Source organism: Deinococcus sonorensis KR-87 (assembly GCF_040256395.1).
Lineage (GTDB): Bacteria > Deinococcota > Deinococci > Deinococcales > Deinococcaceae > Deinococcus > Deinococcus sonorensis.
In genome coordinates this window covers 2,885,503-2,900,869 of the sequence record NZ_CP158299.1, presented here as the reverse complement: position 1 = coordinate 2,900,869, position 15,367 = coordinate 2,885,503, and the positions used below count along the sequence as shown (strand labels likewise).

At 69.8% G+C, this 15,367-nt stretch carries 12 protein-coding genes and 1 pseudogene; 9 read left to right on the top strand and 4 right to left on the bottom strand.

Annotated features, from left to right (window positions below; all coding sequences use genetic code 11):
• The first annotated feature begins 38 nt into the window (after nt 1-38).
• From rapZ to ABOD76_RS19500, 8 genes are all read left to right on the top strand, one after another.
• Nucleotides 39-881: an RNase adapter RapZ gene (gene rapZ / locus ABOD76_RS19535; RefSeq protein ID WP_350243620.1), complete on the top strand. Its 843-nt coding sequence runs from the start codon at nt 39-41 to the stop codon at nt 879-881.
• Nucleotides 878-2,230 carry a gluconeogenesis factor YvcK family protein gene (locus ABOD76_RS19530; protein WP_350243619.1) on the top strand — a complete coding sequence of 451 codons (1,353 nt, stop codon included), beginning with the start codon at nt 878-880 and terminating at the stop codon, nt 2,228-2,230. The genes rapZ and ABOD76_RS19530 overlap by 4 nt, the downstream gene beginning before the upstream one ends.
• A 330-nt stretch (nt 2,231-2,560) precedes the next feature.
• Complete coding sequence (locus ABOD76_RS19525) at nt 2,561-3,031, top strand: NUDIX hydrolase (RefSeq protein ID WP_350243618.1); 471 nt, start codon at nt 2,561-2,563, stop codon at nt 3,029-3,031.
• The gene (locus tag ABOD76_RS19520) at nt 3,028-5,775 is read left to right on the top strand and encodes a valine--tRNA ligase (RefSeq protein WP_350243617.1); all 2,748 of its coding nucleotides are present in this window, start codon (nt 3,028-3,030) and stop codon (nt 5,773-5,775) included. The genes ABOD76_RS19525 and ABOD76_RS19520 overlap by 4 nt, the downstream gene beginning before the upstream one ends.
• A 118-nt stretch (nt 5,776-5,893) precedes the next feature.
• Nucleotides 5,894-6,970, top strand: a complete 1,077-nt coding sequence (gene purM / locus ABOD76_RS19515; RefSeq protein ID WP_350243616.1) for a phosphoribosylformylglycinamidine cyclo-ligase — start codon at nt 5,894-5,896, stop codon at nt 6,968-6,970.
• Between the two features lie 32 nt (nt 6,971-7,002).
• Entirely contained in the window at nt 7,003-7,689 is a 687-nt protein-coding gene (locus tag ABOD76_RS19510; protein WP_350245313.1) for a histidine phosphatase family protein, read from the top strand.
• A 70-nt stretch (nt 7,690-7,759) separates the two neighbouring features.
• On the top strand, nt 7,760-8,356 hold the full coding sequence (locus ABOD76_RS19505) for a hypothetical protein (RefSeq protein WP_350243615.1): 597 nt from the start codon (nt 7,760-7,762) through the stop codon (nt 8,354-8,356).
• A gap of 85 nt (nt 8,357-8,441) precedes the next feature.
• Nucleotides 8,442-9,113, top strand: coding sequence for a VOC family protein (locus ABOD76_RS19500; RefSeq protein WP_350243614.1), 672 nt, complete (start codon nt 8,442-8,444; stop codon nt 9,111-9,113).
• Nucleotides 9,114-9,126: 13 nt separating this feature from the next.
• Here the strand turns inward: ABOD76_RS19500 and ABOD76_RS19495 are convergent, their stop codons facing one another.
• Nucleotides 9,127-10,158: a PIN/TRAM domain-containing protein gene (locus ABOD76_RS19495; protein ID WP_350243613.1), complete on the bottom strand. Its 1,032-nt coding sequence runs from the start codon at nt 10,156-10,158 to the stop codon at nt 9,127-9,129.
• Nucleotides 10,159-10,178: 20 nt separating this feature from the next.
• Nucleotides 10,179-11,543, bottom strand: a complete 1,365-nt coding sequence (gene radA / locus ABOD76_RS19490) for a DNA repair protein RadA (RefSeq protein ID WP_350243612.1) — start codon at nt 11,541-11,543, stop codon at nt 10,179-10,181.
• Nucleotides 11,544-11,629: 86 nt separating this feature from the next.
• Here radA and ABOD76_RS19485 point away from each other — a divergent pair, with 86 nt between their 5' ends.
• Nucleotides 11,630-12,517 carry an aminoglycoside phosphotransferase family protein gene (locus tag ABOD76_RS19485; RefSeq protein ID WP_350243611.1) on the top strand — a complete coding sequence of 296 codons (888 nt, stop codon included), beginning with the start codon at nt 11,630-11,632 and terminating at the stop codon, nt 12,515-12,517.
• 7 nt (nt 12,518-12,524) lie between these two features.
• On the opposite strand, the gene ABOD76_RS19480 is transcribed toward ABOD76_RS19485, so the two are convergent.
• Both ABOD76_RS19480 and ABOD76_RS19475 read right to left on the bottom strand, forming a co-directional pair.
• A complete protein-coding gene (locus ABOD76_RS19480) occupies nt 12,525-12,797 on the bottom strand; it encodes a DUF2087 domain-containing protein (RefSeq protein WP_350243610.1) in 273 nt (90 codons plus the stop codon).
• A 160-nt stretch (nt 12,798-12,957) separates the two neighbouring features.
• Nucleotides 12,958-15,190: pseudogene (locus ABOD76_RS19475) on the bottom strand (ATP-dependent Clp protease ATP-binding subunit).
• Between the last annotated feature and the right edge of the window lie 177 nt (nt 15,191-15,367).

Below are 15,367 nucleotides of genomic sequence, written 5' to 3'. Positions count from 1 at the left end.
GTGCCGCCCGTGGGGCCGCTTGCCGCTACACTCAATCCATGTCTTTTATCGTGGTTTCCGGCCTCTCGGGCAGCGGCAAGAGCACCGTGCTGCGGACCCTGGAAGACGCCGCCTATTTTGCCGTGGACAACCTGCCGCCGGAGCTGTGGGGCGCGCTGGGCGACCTGGCGCGCGCCCGTGGCCTGGAGCGGGTGGCGGTCAGCACCGACGCCCGCACCCGCGAGTTTCTGGCAGCGGTGGAGCCGAGCCTGGAGCGGCTCAAGCGGCGCGAGGACGTGCGCATCATCTTTCTGGAGGCCGACGACGAGGAACTGCTGCGCCGCTACAACCTGACCCGCCGCACCCACCCGATGGGCGAGGACAGCCTGATGCTGGACTTCCAGCGCGAACGCGAGCTGCTGGCGGTGCTGCGCAGCCTCGCCGAGATCGTGATCGACACCACCCGGCTGACCGGCGCGCAGCTGGCGACCCACATCACCCAGCTGCTGAATGTGAAGCAGGACTTCGACCTGCGCCTCACCACCTTTGGCTTCAAGCATGCGCCCCCCCGCGACGCCGATCTGGTGCTGGACGTACGGACGCTGCCCAACCCCTACTACGACCCCCGGCTGCGGCCGCGCACCGGGCAGGACCCGGAGGTGGCGGCCTACGTCTTTGACGGCCCCGACAGCGAGGCGTTCTATCTGCAGCTGCGCGAGTACGTGCGCCAGAGTGCTGAGCGGGCAAAGGGGGCCGGGCGGCACAGTTACAGCGTGGCGGTCGGCTGCACCGTTGGCCAGCACCGCAGCGTGGCGGTGGCCGAGCGGCTGCGCGCCGAGCTGGGCGACCTGGGGGCCAGGATCATCGATCACCGGGACATGGCGCTGGGCGAACACGTATGACGCAGGTGCGTCCGCCGGGCCAACGGCGGCGCTGGCGTCTGCGGCTGCGTGGGCGCCGGGCCGCCCGTGGCCGGGTGCGCTGGCTGATTCCCGGCCTGGGAGTCAAGCGCTGGTTCGTGCTGTTCGCCGTGTGTTCGCTGGTGGGGGCCTTCAGTTTCCTGCACCTGACCTGGACCGGTCCGCTGCACTTTGCCGCCACCCGCTGGATTCTGTACCTCAATGCCCTGACCGAGCCGACCGTGATGCCGCTGTGGATGGTGGGCCTGATCGTGACGCTGCTGGCGCTGGTGGGCGCCGTGACCAGCATGGTGATGCTCAACCGCAGCATTCTGAAGGCCATCGGCAACGACCCGAACACGGCGCTGGACCAGATTCACCAGACCCGCACCCTCTCCAGGGGCGCGCGGGTGGTGGCGGTGGGCGGCGGCACCGGCCTGTCGCAGCTGCTGTCCGGGCTCAAGGCGCACAGCGGGCACATCACGGCGCTGGTGACGGTGGCGGACGACGGTGGCTCGTCGGGGCGGCTGCGCGAGGCGCTCGACATGATCGCGCCCGGCGACCTGACCGACTGCTACGCGGCCCTCTCGGACAGTCCGGTGCTGGCCCGGCTGCTGCTGCACCGCTTTCACCGCGGCGAGGGCATTGAAGGGCACACCTTCGGCAACCTGATGCTGGCCACCCTCTCCGAGGAGCAGGGCGGGCTGGCCGGCGCGATGCAGGATGTCCACGAGGTGCTGAAGGTGCGCGGCAAGGTCTACCCGGCCACCACGGCCCCCGCCACGCTGGTGGCGCAGCTGTCAGACGGGCGCGAGGTGCGCGGCGAGAGTCAGCTGGCCAGCGCGCTGGGGGCGGCCCACATCGAGCGGGTGCGGCTGGAACCGCCCAACCTGCCCACCCTGCCGGCGGTGGTGGAGGCGATCCGGGAGGCGGAGCTGATCGTGCTGGGGCCCGGCAGCCTGTACACCTCGATCATCCCGGCGCTGCTGGTGCCGCAGGTCGCGGCGGCCATCCGCGCCTCGGACGCCCCGCTGGTGTATGTGGCGGCCATCATGACCGAGCCGGGCGAGACGGACGGGCTGGCCTTGGAACGCCACGACGAGGCGATCATGCAGCATCTGGGCCGGAAGCCGGACCTGCTGCTGGTCAACCAGCAGTCGGTGCCGTCGGATGTGCTGGCCCGCTATGCCCAGGAGGGCGCGGTGCCGCTCACCTCGCTGGGCATCTCCACCCGCATCCGGCCGCGCGTGCGGCTGGCCGCCCTATTGGAACACGGCCCCACCGCCCACCACGACCCGCAGGCGCTGGCCCGGGTGCTGCTGCGGCTTGTGGAGCGGCGCACCCGCTGGTAGGACAGGGTGCCCGCTTGCCATGGCTTACGCGGCGGCTCTGATATACTCGCCGCAGCGATGACCGGGAAGAGTACCCGGCCGGCACCCACAGGAAGGCCCGCCCCAGACTGAGAGGCAGACCGGGAACGCCACCGGAGAACGTCGCCCGCGAGTATCGAGGGAAGAACGGCCCATGGCCCACTAGACCCCTCCGGGTGCGCCCGTCACAGCGCACACGAGTGCCCTGATTTCAGGGAAACGCGGTGGTACCACGGGAACGCTGACCAGTTGGCGCCTCGTCCGCAGAGCAGCAGGCGGGCGGGGCGTTGTTGTGTGTGCGGACGGGGGACTATGGGCATTCAGAAATTTCCATCCATGCAGCTGGCGCGGGCCTGTGCGGCGCGTGACCGGCGGCGCGAGAAGGCCTTGTGTTTTGTGGTGCAGGGCGAGCGGCTGCTGGTCTTTGACCACGTCGGCGTGCCGGACGCCGGGGTGCAGCTCCCGGCCGGCGGCGTGGAGCCGGGCGAGTCGCCCGCAGAAGCCGCCGTGCGCGAGCTGTGGGAGGAATCCGGGCTGCGGCTGAGCGCTCCGGTGCACCTGCTGTCGTACGAATGGCGGCGGCAGCTGCCGGAGCGCCTGACGCATCAGGTCTGCCACGCGTTTGCCTTCCGGGCCCCGGACGGGCTGCCGGAAACCTGGACCCACCCGGCGGACGGCGAGGTGTTCCAGTACCGCTGGGCTCCGCTGGACCGCCCGGCCCTGGACTGGGACATGGACACGGCGCTGCCCGCCCTCTGGCATCATCTTCAGGAGTCTGTATGAACGAACTGCCCAAATCCTTTGAACCGTCTGCCGCCGAGCCCCGCTGGGCCGAGCGCTGGTTCCGCGAGCCGTTCCGCGCCGACGCGACCAGCAGCAAGCCGCCCTTCACCATCGTGATTCCGCCGCCCAACGTGACCGGCAACCTGCACCTGGGCCACGCCCTGGACAACACCCTGATCGATACCCTGATCCGCTACAAGCGCATGCAGGGCTTCGAGACGCTGTATCTGCCCGGCATGGATCACGCCGGCATCAGCACCCAGGTGGTGGTGGAGCGGCAGCTGAAGGGGGAGGGGCAGAGCCGCTTCGACCTGGGCCGGGAAGCGTTCCTGGAACGCATCTGGAGCTGGAAAACCCAGTCGGGCGGGCAGATTCTGGAGCAGCTGCGGCGGCTGGGGGTCAGCGCCGACTGGACCCGCGAGCGCTTCACCATGGACGAACTGCTCAGCCGGGCGGTGCGCCATCAGTTCGTGAAGCTGTACCACGAGGGGCTGGCGTACCGGGGCGAGCGCATCGTCAACTGGGACCCGGCCAGCCAGACCACCCTCTCGGAGCTGGAAATCGACCGCGAGGAGCGCAAAGGGCAGATGTCCACGCTGCGCTATCAGCTGGCCGACCCCGGCACGCCGGCCAGCAACGGTGAGCCGGGCGAGATCCGGATTGCCACGGTGCGTCCGGAGACCATCTTCGCGGATCAGGCGATCGCGGTGCACCCGGACGACGAGCGCTTCCGGCACCTGATCGGGCTGAAGGCGCGCATTCCGCTGACCCGCCGCCTGATTCCGATCATCGCGGACGAGGCGGTCGAGATGGGCTTCGGGGTGGGCGCCCTCAAGATCACCCCGGCCCACGACCCCACCGACTTCGAGATCGGGGAGCGGCACAATCTCTCGCGGCCCAGCGTCATTGACCTGGACGGCAACCTGGCGGGCGAGCTGGTGCCGGAGGAGTTCCGGGGCCTGGAGCGCTTTGCGGCCAGAAAAGCCGTGCTGAAGGCCCTGGAGCAGGCCGGCGATCTGGTGGAGCAGAAGGACCATGTCACGGCCATCGGCATCTCGGAGCGCACCAAGGTGCCGGTGGAGCCGATCGTCAGCACCCAGTGGTTCGTGAAGACCCGGCCGCTGGCCGACGCGGTGCTGGCCGGGCTGGACGCCGGCGACATCACGCTGATTCCGGAGCGCTACAGCAAGGTCAACCGCGACTGGCTGCAGAACATCCGCGACTGGAACATCAGCCGTCAGCTGTGGTGGGGCCACCAGATTCCAGCGTGGTACGACGAGCAGGGCAACGTGTACGTGCCGGACCCGGAACAGCCGGACCTGGACTGCGACCAGGACCCGCGCTACGCGCACCTGAACCTGCGCCGCGACCCGGACGTCTTTGATACCTGGTTCTCCAGCAACCTGTGGCCGTTCTCCACGCTCGGCTGGCCGGACCTGGACAGCGAGGACTTCGCCAAGTTCTACCCGACCCAGGTGCTGGTGACCGGCTACGACATCCTGTTCTTCTGGGTGGCCCGCATGCAGATGGCCGGCTACGCCCTGACCGGTCAGGCGCCGTTCTCGCAGGTGATGCTGCACGGCCTGTACCTGGACAGCAAAGGCCAGAAGATGTCCAAGAGCAAGGGCAACGGCATCGACCCGCTTTCGCTCTTCGACGAGTACGGCGTGGATGCCTCGCGCTTCGCCTTCGCGTTCCTCTCGACGGGTGGCCAGGACATCCGCCACGACCCCCGGCGCTTCGAGCAGGGCCGCAACTTTGCCAACAAGCTGTGGAACGCCACCCGCTTCGCGCTGCTGAATCTGGGCCGCGCTGCCGACGCCGGGTTGCTGGGCGAAACGGGGGGCGACGACCTGACCCGCTACGTGCGTCACGCGGTGCGGGAACGGACCGGCGACCCGATCCGCAGTCGGGACGCGCTGGCGCAGGTGCGGGCCCAGCCGGAGCTGCTGACGCTGGCCGACCGCTGGATCATCAGCCGGCTGGATCAGGTGACGGGCGAGGTGAGTGCCCAGCTGGACGCGCTGGACCTGGGCGCGGCCATCCGCACGCTGTACAGCTTCACCTGGGACGAGTTCTGTGACTGGTACATCGAGGCGGCCAAGCCGGCGCTGCAGGCGGGGCAGCTGGGGTCGCTGGTGACGGTCAAGGCGGTGCTGGAGCACATCCTGAAGATGCTGCACCCGTTCATGCCGTTCATCACCAGCGAGCTGTACGAGGCGCTGGGCCACCGCCGTCAGCTGGCGGTGCACAGCTGGCCGCGCCCGGATGAGGCGCTGCACGATCAGGAGGCCAGCCGCGCCTTCGAGGTGCTGCGCGGCGCCGTGAACGCGGCCCGCAGCCTCAAGGCCGAGCTGGGGCTCTCGCCGCAGGACCGTCTGGGCGTGCAGGTGGAGGGCGAGGGTGCCGCGACGGTGCTGGACAACCGCGCCGTGGTGGAGAGCATCGCCCGTGTGACGCTGGTGGACGGGCTGGAGGGCCGCACCCTCAGCGCGGTGGAGCAGGGCGTGACGGTGCTGGCGCCGCTGGAAGGCACTGTGGATGTGCAGGACTGGCTGGGCAAGCAGCGCAAGCGACTGACCGAGCTGGAGAAGCAGATCCGGCAGGCCGAGGGCAAGCTGGGCAACGAGGGCTTCGTGGCCCGCGCACCCGCCGAGGTGATCGAGGAGGAGCGCCGCCGGGTGGCTGACTTCGGCGCCCAGAAGACGCGTCTGGAAGCGGTGCTGGCCCAGTTCCAGGCGTAAAACTCAGGGTGTCCGGGGGCGGCTTCGGCCGCCCTCAACCTGTGGGCCTGCGGGGACGTGCCTGCCCAGAACGCCCCTCCAGACCTCCGGGCCACCCTGGTACACTGGCCGGCGACAGATGCCGAACGACACTGACCATACCGAAGGCCCCACGCCCAGCGCCTACCAGCTCTCCGGCGTCGACATCGAGGCTGGACACCGCGCTGTGGCGCTGATGAAGGGCGCGGTGGCCCGCACCCACCAGGCCGCCGGACTGCGCGGGCAGGTGCTCAGCGGCCTGGGCGGATTTGGCGGCCTGTTCCGCCCGGGCTTCAGCGGGCTCACCGATCCGGTGCTGGTGGCCAGCACCGACGGGGTGGGCACCAAGACCAAGATCGCGGCCCGGGCGGGCCGCTACGACCACCTGGGCGCCGACATCGTCAACCACTGCACCAACGACATCCTGGTGCAGGGCGCCCGGCCGCTGTTCTTTCTGGACTACATCGCCATGGGGCGGCTGATCCCGGAGGCGGTGGCCGAGTTCGTGACCGGGGCGGCCGGCGCCTGCGAAGCGGTGGGCGCGGCCCTGCTGGGCGGCGAGACCGCCGAGATGCCCGGCGTCTACGTCGAAGGTGAGCTGGACATCGTGGGCACCATTGTGGGCGTGGTGGATCGCCCGGCCCTGGTTACCGGCGAGCGGTTGCAGCCGGGCGACGCCGTGATTGCCCTGCCCAGCACCGGCCTGCACACCAACGGCTACAGTCTGGCCCGCCGCGTGCTGGACGGCCTGGACTGGGACGCGCCCCACCCGGCGCTGGGCGAGAGCCTCCAGCAGGCGCTGCTGCGCCCCCACCGCAGCTATCTGGCGGCCTTCGAGGCGCTGCAGCGCGCTGAGGTGGAGGTGCGCGGTATGGCCCACATCACCGGCGGCGGCCTGATCGACAACCCGCCGCGCATCTTCCCGCAGGGCGTTGGCATGCAGCTGCAGCTGGGCAGCTGGACCGTGCCGCCGCTCTTCCAGCTGATCGTGGAGCGGGGTCAGGTCAGCCGCCAGGACGCCTTCCATGCCCTCAACATGGGCGTGGGCTTCCTGTTCATGGTGCCGGCCGAGCAGCTCACCCCGGCGCTGGCGGTACTGAATGCGGCGGGCGAGCAGCCCTGGCAGATCGGACAGCTGGTGCCGGGGCAGGGCGTCACGCTGCTGGATTCGCCGTGAGCGAGGCCGCACACTACCGCCCGCCCACCGGCATGCCCGGCCTGGAGCGCACCCGCAGCACCGAGTTCTGGGTGATCCGGCACGGCGAGAGCACCTGGAACCTGGAGGGCCGCTACCAGGGCCAGTCTGACGTGCCGCTCAGTGCGGTCGGGCGGCTGCAGGCGGCCAGCCTGGCGGAGCGGCTGACCGGCCAGAGTTTCGGGGGCGTGTACAGCAGCGACCTGAGACGTGCGCTCGATACGGCGCTGAGCGTGTCGGAGCGGCTGACGGGCGCCCCGCCGGTCCAGACCGACGTGGGCCTGCGCGAGATTGACGTGGGCGAGCTGAGCGGCAAGGCGCTCTCGCAGATCCGGCTGGACCACCCCGAGTACCTGCAGGCGCTGCGGGCCGACCCCTGGCTCACCCGGCGGCCCGGCGGCGAGAGCATGCAGGACCTGTATGCCCGCGCCGGCGTCACCTTCGCGCAGCTGGCGGAGCGGCATGCCGGGCAGCGGGTGCTGGTGTTCACGCACGGCGGCGTGGTGCGGGTGGCGGTGGGGCTGGCACTGGGCGGCGTGTCGGAGCGGGCCTGGGCGCGGCTGTCGGTCACCAACACCAGCATCACGCGGGTGCTGCTGTCGCCGGAGGGCGGCACGCTGCTGGCCTTCAACGACGCGGCCCATCTGGAGGCGCTGGACGAGGCCACCGAGTCGGACGACGTGCTGGGCCAGACGCCTTAAGGCTGTGTCAGGGGGCGCCGTGCGCTTTGTCCCTCGCCCCAAAGCGGGCCGGCATGATACAACCAGAGCAATGGAAAGCGTCGTTGCCCTCTTTCGTGAACCGGCCCAGGCCCGCACCGCCCTGGTGGCTCTCCAGGACCGTGGCTACAGTCCTGACAACCTGGGCTTTACCCTGCTGGACGTCGTTGAGGAAGACCAGATCGCTTCGGAAACCGGCGTGAGTCCTGAGGAGGGGGCGCCGTCCGGTTCCGGCAGCGTGCTGCGCGGGATGTGGCTGGGCCTGCTGGGCGGCCTGGCGCTGACGGTGCCGGTCTGGATCCTGCTGCTGATCATTCCCGATACCCGCATTTACCAGACGGGCGGGCTGTACGGCATGCTGTTCGGCGCGCTGGGCGGCATCGGCATGGGGGGGCTGTTCGGGGCGCTGGCCGGCTCGGACCACGGCGACTACGTCAAGCTGATGCGCCAGTTCGGCATGCCGGCCCAGGTGGCCGAGGACTACTACCAGAGCCTCAAGGACGGCCACGTGCTGGTGTTCGCGCGCGCCCAGCAGGATGTGCAGGCCGACGAGGCGATCCGGGTCTTCAAGAAGAACGGGGCCATTGATCTGGATGCGGCGCGCGGCGGCGGCCGGCTCGGCAGCCAGCGCTCGACCAACCACCACTGAAGACCGCTGGTCTGCTGGGCCCCACACCTGACGTGTGGGGCCCAGCTTGTTGTGACCTGGAGGTGCCGGTCGGCCATACTGGGGCATGCAGATCCAGGCGGTTCAGCTGCCGGGCCGTGATCTCGGCGCGCTTCAGGCGTTTTACCGCGACGTGCTGGGCCTGACGACCGAGCGCTCCGGCACCCGGCTCAGCGTGCAGGTGGGCCGGTCGCGGCTGGAGTTCCGTGAGGGCGAGGTGGCCGGAGGCGCCCACCTGGCCTTCGACATTCCGACCAACCAGGTGGCGGAGGCGCAGCACTGGCTGGAAGAACGCACGGCGCTGCTGGCAGAGGAGGGCCAGACCTGCTTCTTTTCCGAGGGGTGGAACGCCAGCATGGTCTACCTCCTGGACCCGGAGGGCAATGTGCTGGAGCTGATTGCTCGGCACACCCGCGACAACGCCAGCGCCGCCGCCTTCGGCCCGGAATGCCTGCTCAGCATCAGCGAGGTGGGCCTCCCGGTGCAGGACGTCCCGGCGGCGACCACCACGTTGGGCCGGGCGCTGGGACTCACCCCGTACCTGGGCGGCTCCGAAACCTTTCAGCCGGTGGGCGATCATCACGGGCTGCTGATTCTGGTGCGGGAGGGGCGGCCTTGGTTTCCCACCGACACCGCCGCCCGTCTGCTGCCCACCGACATCCAGCTTCAGGCGCCGGTGCCGGGCACCCTGGAGCTGCCCGGCACGCCCTACCGGCTGACCTCGTCGCCTGCCGGTTGACCCGCCCTGAGGCTCAGTTGTTGGTTTCCGGGTCGGCCTTGGCGAACACCATCCGGCCCACGCTGGTCTGCACGTTGTTGAGCACCACCACCCGCACCGAGCGGTTGCGGTACTTCGCTCCGTCCTCCACCACCATCATGGTGCCGTCTTCCAGGTAGCCCACGCCCTGTCCGGCCTGCTGCCCGCCCTTGGTGATGGTGACCTGCAGGGTGTCGCCCACCTGCAGCTGCGGGCGCAGCGCCACCGCTGCCTCGTTCAGGTTGATGATGCTCACGCCGTGCAGTTTGGCCACCTTGCTCAGCCCGGCATCGTTGCTGATGATCTTGGCCCCGGTTTCGCGGGCCATCCGCACCAGCTTGTCGTCGGTGAGGTTCAGCTCCTTGACGTCCCAGTCGTCCACCCGCAGCTGCGCCACCTCGTACAGCTCCTCCAGCACGCCCAGGCCGCGCTTGCCCCGGGCCCGGCGCTGCGGATCGCCGTGGTCCGAGAGCAGCTGCAACTCGCGCAGCACGAAGCCCGGCACCACCAGATCGCCCTCCAGCAGGCCGCTGCGCACCAGATCGACAAGCCGGCCGTCAATGATCACGTTGCTGTCCAGCAGTTTGCCGCCGCTGCGCCGCCGCACCCGGTTCCCGGCCAGCGACCCGAAGATCTCCGAGTTGCGCAGCGCGAACGGCACGAAGAAGCCGGCCAGCGCCAGCGTGATCAGGACGTTCCACCACCAGCGGTAGTACGGCACGCCGCCCAGCAGATTGCTGATCAGCACGCTCAGCAGCAGCGCGATGGCCAGCGCGAAGGTGGCCGCCGTGACGCTGCTGGGGGACAGCCGGCTGTACCACCGGCCGAAGTTGGTGCGGAAACTCAGCGCCAGCCGCTCGGCGCGGTCAGCCAGCAGCAGCGCCAGCAGCGCGCCGCCCATCATCAGCGACAGGGTATTCACCTGGGCAGTGTGCGCCTCGCTGCCCTGCACGGCGGCCAGCCATCGGCCCGCCAGCCAGCCAATCAATAGTCCCAACAATAATGTAGAAATTCGTACAAGCGGCATTCCCCGACAGTCTAGCGGGTTCAGGTGCGGCGGGTGTCCCCGGATGACGCGCCACCGGTCCACACCACGCCCAGCGCTTCCTCCACGCTGCGAATGCCCGCCACCCCGTCCAGTCCCGGCGGCACCACCAGCCGGGTGTACCCGGCCCGGCCCGCCTCCTCGGCCCGGCGGAGCGCGCCCTGCACGGTGCGGACCTCGCCCGCCAGACCCACCTCACCGAACACCGCCACCGCACCCGGCACCGGCTTGCCCACCACCGCCGAGTACACCGCCAGCGCCACCGCCAGGTCCAGGCCCGGGTCCGGGACCTTCAGGCCGCCCGCCAGGTTGACATAGATGTCCAGGTTGCCCAGCGCCAGGTCCAGCCGGCGCTCCAGCACCGCCAGCACCACATCCACCCGGCGCGGGTCCAGGCCCACTACCACCCGGCGCGGGTTGGGGTACGGCGTGCGGGCGGCCAGCGCCTGCACCTCCAGCAGCATCGGGCGGTGGCCGTCCTGGGTGGCCGCCACCACGCTGCCCGGCACCCCCACCGGCCGCTCGGCTAGGAACGCCGCCGACGGGTTCTCCACCGCCACCAGCCCCGACTCGCGCATCTCGAACACGCCAAGTTCGCCCGCCTGCCCGAAGCGGTTCTTGACGCTCCGCAGCAGCCGGAAGCTCCCCACCGACTCCAGGAACACGGTGGTGTCCACGATGTGCTCCATCACCTTCGGGCCGGCCACCGTGCCTTCCTTGGTCACGTGGCCCACCAGCACGGTGGCGGTGCCGGTCTCCTTGGCGGCGCGGGTGATCAGGGCGGTGGCGTCACGCACCTGGGCCACCCCGCCGGCCACCCCGGACGCCTCGTCCAGCGTCATGGTCTGAATGCTGTCCACGATGCAGAGGGTGGGGCGGTGCTGCTCCATCAGCGCAAAGATCGCCTCGGCGCGGGTGTCGCGGGTCAGGTGGATGTCGCCCTGCACGCCCAGCCGGTCGGCGCGCAGCCGGATCTGCTCCAGGCTTTCCTCACCCGCCACGTACAGCACGGTGTTGCCGCCGCGCGCGATCAGGTCCGCGACCTGCAGCAGCAGGGTGCTCTTGCCGATGCCCGGCTCGCCGCCGATCAGCGTGACCCCGCCCGCCACCAGCCCGCCGCCCAGCACCCGGTCCAGCTCCAGAATCCCGCTGGGCGTGCGCGGCTCCTCCCGCCGCCCCACCGCACTCAGCGGGGTGAGCCGTCCGCCCGCCACGCCGCCGTACCCCCCCTTGGTGGACGCCGCAGCCACGCTGGGCAGTTCCTCCTCGAAGCTGTTCCAGGCCTGACAGTTGGGGCAGCGGCCCAGCGGCTTGGCCGACTGGTAGCCGCAGGAGGTGCAGACGTATTTGGTGACGACTTTGGGCATTGAGGGTAGTCTAGCTCAGCTTCGTTCTGTTCAGAGCGAAATGGATTGCAGTGTGGGGCGAGGGGCCGGACAGTACAGTGCAGGCAATGATCTCGCTGCCGGCGTCGTTTCTGGAGGTGGTGCGCCAGCTGAACGGAGAGGCGGGCCTGCGCTGGGCCGCATCACTCCCACAGCAGGTCGCCCACCTGTGTGAACAGTGGGGGCTGCAGGTCACGGACCCCGCCATTCACGGGGCAATGTCGCTGGTGGTCCCGGTGCAGCGTGAGCAGCAGCCGTGCGTGCTCAAGCTGTCGTGGCTCCGTCAGTGGCACGAGCAGGAGGTGGCGGCCCTCCGCGCCTGGAATGGGCGGGGCGCCGTCCTGCTGCTGGACGATAACCCCGAATGTAGCGCCACATTATTGGAACGGCTGGATGCGGGCCGCACGCTGATGACGCTTTCGGTGGCACACGCGCTGGAGGTGGCCGCTCAGCTGATCGCCCGCCTTACGGTCCCGGCGCCGGCGGCGGTGGGCAGCCTGGACCAGTGGGCAGAGCAGTTCGCCTCGGACGCCACACGGGCCCGCTGGCAGGCCACTGGACAACCCTGCTCGGTGGACGTGTTGAGCAAAGTGCAGCACCTCGCGGCTGATCTTGGCCCCAGCAGCGGCCGGCAGCTGGTCCACCGGGACCTGTGGTACGGCAATGTGCTGGCCGGGCACCGCGAGCCCTGGCTGGCGATTGATCCGATGGTGGTGGCCGGTGCCCCGGAGTTCGGGCTGGCCCAGCTGCTCTGGACGCGCCTGGACGACATTGAAGCGGCCGGTGGGGTGGCGTGGGCCCTGCAGCGGCTCTGCGCGGTGGCGGAACTGGACCCGGCGCTGGCTCGCGCCTGGACCCTGGTGCGCTGCGTGGACTACTGGCTCTGGGGCCTGGAGGTGGGCCTCACGCTCGATCCGGCCCGCTGCCGACGGATCGTGGAGGTGCTGCAGGACTGAGTCGGCCTCAGCGGCCGTTGCTGTGCCAGATCGTTTCACCGTCCGGAGAGGCACTCAGGTAGCCGCCGTCCAGCAGTTCCTGCAGGAGCATGTCCGGGTCCGGCAGGGTGGTGTGCTCCTGCAGCGTCCGCGTGACTTCGGCGCGCGGATACCGCACGCCTCCCTCGAACAGCCGGGCAAGGTGGTCCAGCACCGCCAGCTGGTGTTCACGGCGGCGGTCGCTGGGCCAGCTGGTGATGCGGCCGAACTCGTCCTGAAAGGCGGCAATACTTTTCGTCATTCGGCCAGTGTATAGGGAAGAGGCAGGTCAGGACAGGTGCTGGGGAAGGCGGACGGCTCCGCCTGCGGTCCCGGAACAGGCTGCCGTCTGCTCGTGCACGCGCCAGAGCAACAGAGCGCCCCGGCCGAAGCCGGGGCGCTCAATGGTACCTGCTTGGTGCTTACGCCAGGATCTGCGGAGGCGCGTTCACGCCGCGCTCGAAGCTCAGGCCATCCGGCCCCAGCCGCACGCGCACCTGCTCACCCTCGTTGCCGATCAGCTCCAGGGCCAGCGGGTCCTCGATCTCCTCGCGCACCAGCGTCCGCAGCTGCCGGCTGCTGCCGGTGGCGTGCTTGGGGCTGCGGGCCTTCAGCTTGCCCACCAGCCAGGCGGCCACGCCGTCGTCGAAGGTCACGTTCAGCTCGCGGCTGGTCAGCTCCTCCACCATCTCGGCGAGCAACTGGTCGGCCACTCGCACCAGCTCGTCCTCGCCCAGCGGACGGAAGCGGATCACGTCGTCCAGGCGGTCCAGGAACTCGGGGGTGAAGATGTGCCGCAGCGGGGTGTTGCTGTCGGCCGTCACCGGCGAGAAGCCCACCGTCGGGTTGACGTTGAAGCCGGTGTTGCTGGTCATGATGATGATGGTGCGCCGGAAGTCCACGGTGCGGCCCAGACCGTCCGTGAGGCGGCCGTCGTCCAGCACCTGCAGGAAGGTGTTGTACACGTCCGGGTGCGCCTTCTCGATCTCGTCCAGCAGAATGACGCTGAACGGCTGGCGTCGCACCGCCTCGGTCAGGCGCCCGCCCTGCTCGTAGCCCACGTAGCCGGGAGGCGAGCCGATCAGCTTGCTGACGCTGTGCGCTTCCTGGAACTCGGACATGTCCACCCGGATCAGGGCCCGCTCACTGCCGAACAGGCTGGTGGCCAGCGCCTTGGCGAGGTGCGTCTTGCCCACGCCGCTCGGCCCCACGAACAGGAAGCTGGCGGCCACGCGGGTGCGGCCACCAAGGCCCACCCGGGCGCGCCGCAGGGCGCTGCTGAGCGCCTTGATGGCGTCCGGCTGGCCGTACACCTGGGCGTCCAGCGCGTGCTCCAGGTCGCTGAGCTGGGTGGCGCTCTCCTCGCTGTAGATGCCGCCCATGCTGTTGATGACGCTCTCGATGTCGTCGCGGGACACGAACGGCTCGCCGTCGGCGTTCTCGGCCACCGGCTGGCCCAGGCTCATGTTCAGGCGCACTCGCGAGGCGGCCTCGTCGATCAGGTCGATGGCCTTGTCCGGGAAGTTGCGGCCCGGCAGGCTGCGCTCCCCAATGCGGACCGCCAGTTCCAGAGCGGCGTCTGGGATCTGCACGCCGTGGTGCTCCTCATAGCGGCTGCGCAGGCCCTTCAGAATTTCCAGGGTATCGGCGGGGCTCGGCTCCAGCACGATCACCGGCTGGAAGCGGCGCTCTAGGGCGGCGTCCTTCTCGATGTAGCGGTGGTACTCACCGGTGGTGGTGGCGCCGATCACCTGAATCTCGCCGCGCGACAGGGCGGGCTTCAGGATGTTGGCGGCGTCCAGGGTGCCCTCGGCACCGCCCGCGCCCACCAGGGTGTGCAGCTCGTCAATGAAGGCCACCACCTTGGCGTTGCGCAGCTCTTCGATGATCTGGCGCAGCCGCTCCTCGAACTCGCCGCGGTACTTGGTGCCGGCCACCACGCCCGACAGGTCCAGGCTGATGAGGCGCACGCCCGCCAGATTCGGTGGCACGCGCTTCTCGTGGATGGCCAGCGCGAGGCCCTCGACAATGGCGGTCTTGCCCACGCCGGGGTCCCCGATCAACACGGGGTTGTTCTTGGTGCGGCGCGTCAGGATCTGGGTGACGTCGGCGGATTTCCTCGCTGCGGCCCACCACCGGGTCCAGCTTGCCCTCGCGGGCCTGCTTGGTCAGGTCGCGGCCGTACTCGTCCAGGAACGGGGTGGCCACCGGCTTGGGGGCTTTCTGGCCGTCCGACTGGGCCAGCACCCGCCAGCGGATGGTGTCCACGTCCTTGGTGAGCTCCTGCAGGATGCGGAACGCTACGCCGTCACCCTCGCGGATGATGCCCAGCAGGATGTGCTCGGTGCTGGTCACCTGGGCGCCCAGGGTGCGGGCCTCGTGGCTGGCCAGCTCCATCACGCGGCGGGCGCGTGGGGTGATGCTGGGCGCGTCGTTCAGGCGGTTGCCCTCACCACGCCCGATGATTTCCTCGACCCGGCGGCGCAGGCCGTCCAGGGTCGCCCCGAATTCGCCCAGCAGGCCGGCGGCGGTGCCGCCCTCACGCATCAGGCCCAGCAGCAGGTGTTCGGGTCCCACCATGGCGTGGCCGAGCCGGTTGCCCTCTTCACGGGCATAGTGAAAAACGAGTCTGGCGCGGTCATCGTATCTGTTCATGGACTCCCCCCTGGGTCGGGCGCTGCACGTCGCAACTGGGTGCTCGGCGGTGGGGCGCGGAATAATGGCAGGTAGAGCAGCACAAACGGCAGGTCGGTGTGATCTTTTTGCTCCAGCGTGATTCTAGAGTATGTCGGCCCGGCATCAGCGCGGGATGTCTCACCTTTGACGGGCGCC